4 protein-coding genes are annotated in these 7,790 nt (G+C 39.0%); 2 read left to right on the top strand and 2 right to left on the bottom strand.

Annotated elements, in window-relative coordinates; genetic code table 11:
- Positions 1-1,394 precede the first annotated feature (1,394 nt).
- Positions 1,395-1,643 (bottom strand): hypothetical protein, encoded by a 249-nt coding sequence (locus NMK50_RS07820; protein WP_254770004.1) that lies wholly within the window; start codon positions 1,641-1,643, stop codon positions 1,395-1,397.
- A gap of 567 nt (positions 1,644-2,210) precedes the next feature.
- Complete coding sequence (locus NMK50_RS07815) at positions 2,211-3,299, bottom strand: DUF3792 domain-containing protein (RefSeq protein ID WP_254770003.1); 1,089 nt, start codon at positions 3,297-3,299, stop codon at positions 2,211-2,213.
- 473 nt (positions 3,300-3,772) lie between these two features.
- On the opposite strand from NMK50_RS07815, the gene pyrF reads away from it, so the two are divergent.
- Positions 3,773-4,618 (top strand): orotidine-5'-phosphate decarboxylase, encoded by an 846-nt coding sequence (gene pyrF, locus NMK50_RS07810; RefSeq protein WP_254771218.1) that lies wholly within the window; start codon positions 3,773-3,775, stop codon positions 4,616-4,618.
- A gap of 1,599 nt (positions 4,619-6,217) precedes the next feature.
- On the top strand, positions 6,218-7,705 hold the full coding sequence (hisS, locus tag NMK50_RS07805; RefSeq protein ID WP_254770002.1) for a histidine--tRNA ligase: 1,488 nt from the start codon (positions 6,218-6,220) through the stop codon (positions 7,703-7,705).
- The last annotated feature ends 85 nt before the right edge of the window (positions 7,706-7,790 follow it).

Below are 7,790 nucleotides of genomic sequence, written 5' to 3'. Positions count from 1 at the left end.
GTTTGAAGTATACCGTTTAATATCGTATCTTTCGTAATAATGCTGTTTAAATAAACCTACATTCCAGATCCTTAAAGATCAGCTATAATATGTAATAAAATCTATGGCTGTGAGCATCGCTCAATTTATTCGCAATACGGGGGGCTTGACAGTTCATGTTTTATAAAACGCTCATATCTTTGGGACAAGAAAACAAATTAATATGATGCCGAACAAGAAAAAAAGTGAACAAATGACTAAGCCTGTAGGAGCTCTACGAAGATTATGCTTCCAAAAAGTGAATAAACGACAAAGTTGATGCTTTGCCATATCTGTGATTATGCCATATGTCTTAACAACTTAACTTCAGATCAGTGCGAATAAAAGGATAATAGACAAGATATTAAGAACGCAACCCAGGATGAGGCTGATAATGCGTGATAGCGCATAAAAAGATTAAGATAATGAAAACCTTAAGAGGTCATCCTTTCAAGCTTACTTTTTGTTGTATTTGCGAGAGAGGTGAGAGAAAATAAGGCGGTGCTGATCGGATGCAATGGCTAAAATGTGCCACGTAGAAAGTCCAAAAATGTTTTGGTTATATAAGAGAGAGCCAAAGTAACTCCCCAATATGCCTCCGAAAGCACTTGAGAGGCTCAGGATGCTAAATGTACTAGCGATTAAGCGTTTATCGATATTTGTGGTGTCGTAATCGAGGCATATATAGATAACGCTTTCAGCAAAGGAGAACAGGATGATTGCTAAGAAAAGGTAGAAATAAGAATGATCAAGGATGTGGAGAAAGATGAATGAGAGCCCAAACAAAACAAAGGATAATATGAAAGGTTTTTTGGAGCTTTCTTTACAGTCCCATTTTGAGAGAGGGAGTTGGAAAAAAATCACGATGAGGGCATTTGAGATAAAAATAACAGGAACAGCATTTCCTCCAAAAACTTGATCACTGAACAGAGGTATGATGCTTTCAAGTTGGATATAAAAAAGGTAAACATAAACATAAAAAATGCAACACTCAGCATGGTTTTGTTGGTAAGCAATTTTCCAAAATCAGAAAAATTTATTTTGTCTCATTTTGGGTGATCAGAGTTTTCCTTTAAGGTATAGTTCAGCAGAAATAATAAAAAAAAGATCAATCCAACAAAACTAAATAAAAGAGAAGAAAGCATTGTAAAAATCAACATTCCAATCACAGGGCCGATCAAGACCCCTATATTATTAAAGATGGATCTTGTTGCTAAAGCCTCTACTTTTTGCGCTATCGAGATGTTTCTCACTAAGAAAGAATTTTGCAGCAGGAACGTATATACTGCTTTCTAGACCAATTAAAATGCAAGAGAAGAGCAAGATATAAAAATTATCCGTAAAACCAATGATAAGATAGCCTGGTATTCGTATTGCTAGACCTGAAAGCATTGTTTTTTTACATGGACATAATCAGAGAGTATGCCACCTAAAAGAGAACCTGCCTTTTTACACCAAAAAGCTACGCCGATGATGATTTCAACTTCTGTCGTTGTGAGAGAGTTCAGTTTATTCAAGTAAATTGCAAGAAAAGCGACAACCATAAATATTCCAACACTGCTCAATAAAGATGTTATGAGGATGAGTTGTGTGCCTGTTTTAAAATGGAAGAGTGTACGTAACACATTCTTTTTCCATACAACATCCACTCTGTTTGCTTTAGAGAGTGTATGAACTTAACAGAGTCGTTTGTGCATTTGTCCCTGTGGTTAAAAACGCCCCCATCGATAAACGGAATGATGGATTAAATCATTATTCTTGCCTCTCTATCTTACACAAGAATTCTGATAATCTATGATGATTTCTTCTTTTGTGTTCTGAGATTTTATCCCAAATACTCTTATAATGAAGAGAAAGCAATAGGGGAAACATGAGTACGTAGCGAGCCTCTCTTTTTCCAAAGATTAAAGCGCAGGCCTGATATATAAAGAAGCATCAACAATAAGGCAAAATCCTCTAGAGAATTTTAATACTCTTTATAAAACAGAAAAGTTTTCTTGCAAAACGCCTTAAAGAAAAAACATAAAAGGAAAATTTATTTTTCTTTTAAAGGCTGTTTTTGCTGTCATGAAAAATCAAAATGATGTTTTTAAAATTTCTTTCCCATTGGGAGAATGCAGTGATCCAGACCTATGTGTAAAAAAGCTGTACATACCGTACAGCTTTTTTTTCGTTATGTTTTGCTATAAGTTTCAAAGCATGTGTATGTCTTTACGGCTTTTGTAACCATAATAACCACAAACACTGGAAAGCATGGCACCAATCAAGCTTCCTAAAAAGCCCCACCATCCCATGTGAGAGGTTGTTGTAGCAGCTTTGTCCGCTGTGTGACGTGCTTCTTTCATCGTTTTGTTGAGCTTTTGCGAAAGTGTATGGGCTTGCGCTTCAAGGTCTTTAAGTGCTTGTTCGGTTTTTTCCTCTGCTGTTTGATAAAGATTAAGTGCATTGTCGGCTGTTTTTTGTGCATCCGCACGCGTCATGCCATTGTTCATTAGAGCTTTGACGATATCATTTTGATTGATGTCTTCTGTGATATCTTCGATACGATCAGAAAGATGATCATGGAGGTCCTTGAGAGTGGTGCGGTAGTGAGAAGGATCTTCCTTAAAATCCGTTATCGCAGAACTGATCTCTTTAAGAGCGGCTTGATAGGATTGCTTTAAACGATCAGGATTGAGAGCAGGGATATCGCTTTTCTTGAGAAGTGTGCGTAATTCACTGCGCAATTTATCAAAATCAACGCCATTGTCCTTTATTTCACGAAAAAAGTTTGCAAAATTGTCATTGTTTGCTTGTGAAAAGAAGGAAACAAGATTTGTTTTGAGATTTTCTCCAGTTTGTTGGAGTGCTGAAGTGCTTTCTCCAATAGCTTTTGCGCCTATTGTTGCTGTACTTGAAACCACGTGGACGGCTTGGAGGGTCATGATAAGGGTTAACAGAGCCCAAGTGAGAAAGCCATGAAGTGTGCCGGACGATTCAGCAAAGCGTCCAGCGACAAAGCCTCCTAAAGCAAGGCTGATGAGCATAACGATAAGAGAGCCAATCCCAAAGGAGAGAAAGGACCCTGCAAAAGGTGTCGAAGAGGTGAAGTCCATTTGGTTAAAACCTAACGCTGCAACCAGAAAAGATAAGCAGATTGAAGTGGCAAGGGCTGTGATCAGTCCAGCAAAGATTGCTGACCATGAAAGTGGGGGTTGGAAAAAAGGATAATCTGTTTCTAGAGATGTTTCTTCTAGAAAGTGGTTATCGAAGGGTGTATCCTCAGGAATGCGGGTTTCCATATTTTTATCTCCTCAAATGATGTTGGAGATAAAATGCCTCGTTAGCAATTATGTTCCAAAAGAGACAAAGATGCTGTCAAATCGGCGGGAATGTTCAAAACAGTGCGTGATGATTATCGTTTATGAGAGGAATGATCACGGATTTTGATGATGAAACCATTTTGGTGAGACCTCTTCTTGCAAAATTCTGCTTCAAGGTGCTGTTTATTGCGCTTCTGCATTGCTAGAGATGTTTGAGCGGATAGAAAAAGAAGAGGAGAAGGGTGTTTTGCAATATGGTTGCTTGTGCTACTTGGTGCTATGAAAATATTTTCTTTTGCGTGGAAATTATGTTACCGGTCCTTTTGGAAAATAAATTTCAGTTGTAAGTATATTTTTTTCGGTTGATCGAAAAAAATTCATTGATACGTAAATTTCTTTTTCAGTTGTCTCGTGTATCGAAAATTGCAAGAAAGCTTGTCTTGGGTGGTGGAATGTTTTGTTCGACTTTTTTTAAAAACCGTGAAATCTATGGACCGCTTTGTGTTGGCTTTGATCCTAGTCATAAAGTTTTGCAATCTTGGAATTTGAGATGCGATTATAAAGGTTTAAAAGAGTTTTGTGAGATTCTCTTAACAGCCGTTGTTGGTAAAGTGGGTATTATAAAGCCGCAAGCCGCTTTTTTTGAGTTATATGGGGTGGAAGGTCTTCACGTTCTCAAAGAACTCATTGAAGAGGCACATGAACAAGGTTTATTGGTTCTCGTTGATGCAAAAAGGGGGGATATTGGCTCTACTGCTGAAGCTTATGGAAGGGCTTGGCTTGGCGCAAGCAGTGCATTTAAGGCCGATGCATTGACAGTTAATCCTTTTCTTGGTTTTGATGCGCTCATTCCTCTGATCAAGATTGCTGAAGAAACAGCAACAGTGGTTTTTGTGGTTGTTCAGTCCTCTAACCCAGAAGGAGCAACACTTCGCAATGCACGCATTGGCGATCAAACAGTTTCTGTTCATTTGGCACAGCGTATTTGTGATTATAATAGCCATTCTTTTACGCAACATCCTGCTGTTGGGCCCATCGGGGCGGTTGTTGGAGCAACTTTGGGCAGTGAAGCAAAAGAGACAATCCAACAGTTAAAAAACAGCTTGTTTCTCGTTCCAGGTATCGGAGCTCAAGGAGGAACAATCACACAATTGAAAAATCAGTTTCCACAAAATTTGTGGCAGAATATTATTCCCTCCATTTCACGTTCGATTACAGATGCTGGTTGTAACAGTGGTGATTTAAAAACGCTGATCAATCATTTTGCAGAGCAAGCTAAAAGCACACTGATGCTTTAAGGATTTTTGCATAGATGTTTAATTTTTTAAGCCCTTATAAAAGAGGGGACCTCTTGCAGAGGAATGATTTTGGCTTATTCGATAATCGAGAATTGTTTTGATGCTTCTCTCAAAACAGCTTCCGTTTTTTGATGTCTCTCTTGAAACAACTTACGTTATCTTGATGATAAACGACACACTAAACTCTGTTGTCGCATCACACCTTTCTTTCATATTTTTAGCAGAGATGGTCTACATCTTTAATCTGATCTTTATAGGTATAACGCAAAGGATTGGTGCGAATGCGTGTAAAAATAAGCAAACGCAAAACTATATGTGTCATGGTTGTCGTTTGGCAAAGTGTTTTATAAAAAGCCGGTATTTCTCTCCAATTCATGGCTGATAAGTTTTGTGTTTTATGGCGTTGTTGACCTCAGAGAGTCCTAGCATTTGCTGTTACCTGTTAATCAACATTTCATTCCAATGCAGCCACATGTTTACAATGCAATAGTATGTTTAAGAGAAAGATTAAGACGAATGAACGTCCTATCGGCAGGACCAGTTTTGGGAGACTCAATGAAGAACGAGAGCATTGCGTGTATCCATTTTGTAATCTCTGAAACGAGGAGACCAGCCTCATTTGGGGAGAATATAAAGATGTAAAGGCAAAAATCAATCTTCATCCTTACCATTTCTTTTGGTTTCGCTTTAAAGCTTGCAAAAGCATCTAGAGCAATAGCTTTGAGATAATGGTGATGATGCATTGCCTTACGCTTTTATTTTTCACGTTTTTTAATGGGGCACACTCTTTATGTAAAACAGAACGCCATTATGTTACATATTCATAGGCTTGTTTTAAATAAATATTTCTTAAAGCACATCCAAGCCCATTTCATGATACAGCCCATGAAGGGTATAGCGGTAAATCCATTATGCACCACCCTCTTTACATTTGTGAAGGAGTAAGCCAACACCATGATGCTCTTTACTAGCCGCCAATGTTGCAACAGTTCTTGGCATTGAGACGATTCTTGAGAGTTATTGTTATGCTTTTCTTTTTGTATTTTTATCCACACGATAGCCTTAGTTGTGATGTGGAAGAGGATGGTTTTTATTCAACAACAGCAGGATTGAAATGAGAGAATCTTAGGATGTTCGTGTTCTCATTTTATAGGCAAAACGATTCATTATCTTTGTAAATCAGATTGGTATGAGGAACATATGAGAAGGTGTTTTGTGTAAAGGGGAAGGGAGGAAAAAGAATAGTGAAAATGTGTTTTGAGAAGAATTGTTGAAAAGAGAAGAAGGCAGCGGTGATAGGAGGGGTTGTATGGGAAATCTTATGGGGAAGTGCTTGCGGAGCGTCGTTTCGTGGTTGAGGGCTTTTCTTTTTCATTGATAATTGGAAAAATATTAACAGAAAGCCGATATTTTGCGATTAAAGGTGCCAAGCATTTGGGTACGTTTAGGTAATGAGCAGCTTCTTTGTAAAGTGAGAGGTGGTATTTGTTGTCGTGGGGCTAGATTGATAAAGGTATTGCAGCGTTTGTTTCTATAAGATAGACACAAGTTATCCGTGAATAGGCCATCCGTGAATATCTATTGTTGTTAGAGAAGAGTATGTCATCAAAACAAGAAAAAACCAAAGCCCGTTTACCTCGTGGTTTTGTTGATCGCACAAGCGCACAGCTATATGCAACTGAGACTATGATTGCACAAATTCGTGAGGTTTATGAACTTTACGGTTTTGAAGCGCTTGAAACACCGGTTTTTGAATATACAGATGTGTTGGGTAAGTTTTTACCTGATGAAGATCGTCCTAATGCGGGGGTTTTTTCACTCCAAGATGATGATGAGCAGTGGATGTCTTTGCGCTATGATCTTACCGCGCCGCTTGCTCGTTATTTTGCAGAGAATTTTGAAATTTTGCCAAAACCTTATCGTAGTTATCGTCTTGGTTTTGTTTTTCGTAATGAAAAACCCGGACCAGGGCGGTTTCGGCAATTTATGCAGTTTGATGCGGATATTGTTGGAACACCTACAGTTGCTGCCGATGCTGAAATTTGCATGATGGCAGCGGAGAGTTTGGAAAAATTAGGGTTTCAACAGCATGAATATGCCCTTCGTTTGAATAACAGAAAAATTTTGGATTGCGTTTTAGAGAAAATTGGCTTGGGGGGACATAAACAGGCTGAAAAGCGTTTAACTGTCTTGAGAGCAATTGATAAGTTAGATAAATTTGGTCCTGAAGGTGTGCGTTTGCTGTTAGGGCGGGGGCGTTTGGATGAAAGTGGTGATTTTACAAAAGGGGCAGAGCTTAAGGAGAAAGACATTGAATGTATTCTTGCTTTGATGGCTGCTGGCGCTGAAACAGCAGAGGAAACCCTTGATGCTTTGAGAAAAGTCGTTGGAGATCATGTTCAAGGACTTGAGGGGATTGGTGAGCTTGAGGAAATGCAAGCAATTTTTGCCGCAAATGGCACCGAGAATCGTATCAAAATTGATCCATCAGTGGTGCGAGGACTGGATTATTATACGGGGCCTGTTTTTGAAGCGACATTGTTGTTTGATGTGTTCAATGATGATGGACAAAAGGTTGTTTTTGGTTCTGTTGGTGGTGGTGGACGCTATGATGGATTGGTGGCTCGTTTTCGAGAGGAGAAGATTCCAGCAACGGGTTTTTCCATTGGGGTTTCACGCTTGATCGCTGCTTTGCAAAATCTTAGAAAACTGCCTGTAAAAGAGGACGCAGGGCCCGTTGTGGTGCTGATGATGGATAAAGAGCCTGAGGCGGTTGCGGCTTATCAAAAAATGGTTATGCAACTGCGGGGTGCAGGAATTCGTGCTGAACTCTATTTGGGGGCAGCAGGGATAAAGGCACAGATGAAATATGCCGATCGGCGAAAAGCGCCTTGTGTGGTGATTCAAGGTTCACAAGAGCGTGAGAGCGGAAAAATACAGATCAAAGATTTAATTGAAGGAGCACGTTTGTCTCATGAAATTAAGGATAATCAGACATGGCGAGAAAGTCGACCAGCACAGGTAACCGTTGATGAAGAACAGTTGGTTAAAACAGTGCAAGATATTTTGAAAACACAAAAGATGTAAATATTCCTGTAGCAAGAATTGCGTGAGATATTTGGGAAATGTGCGCTTTAATTTTCAAAATTCTTCCCTTTCTTGATTTTATGTG

Source organism: Bartonella harrusi (assembly GCF_024297065.1).
GTDB classification, from domain to species: Bacteria; Pseudomonadota; Alphaproteobacteria; order Rhizobiales; family Rhizobiaceae; genus Bartonella; species Bartonella harrusi.
Note: the sequence above shows the minus strand (reverse complement) of the source record. Positions and strands in the feature narration are given on the sequence as shown.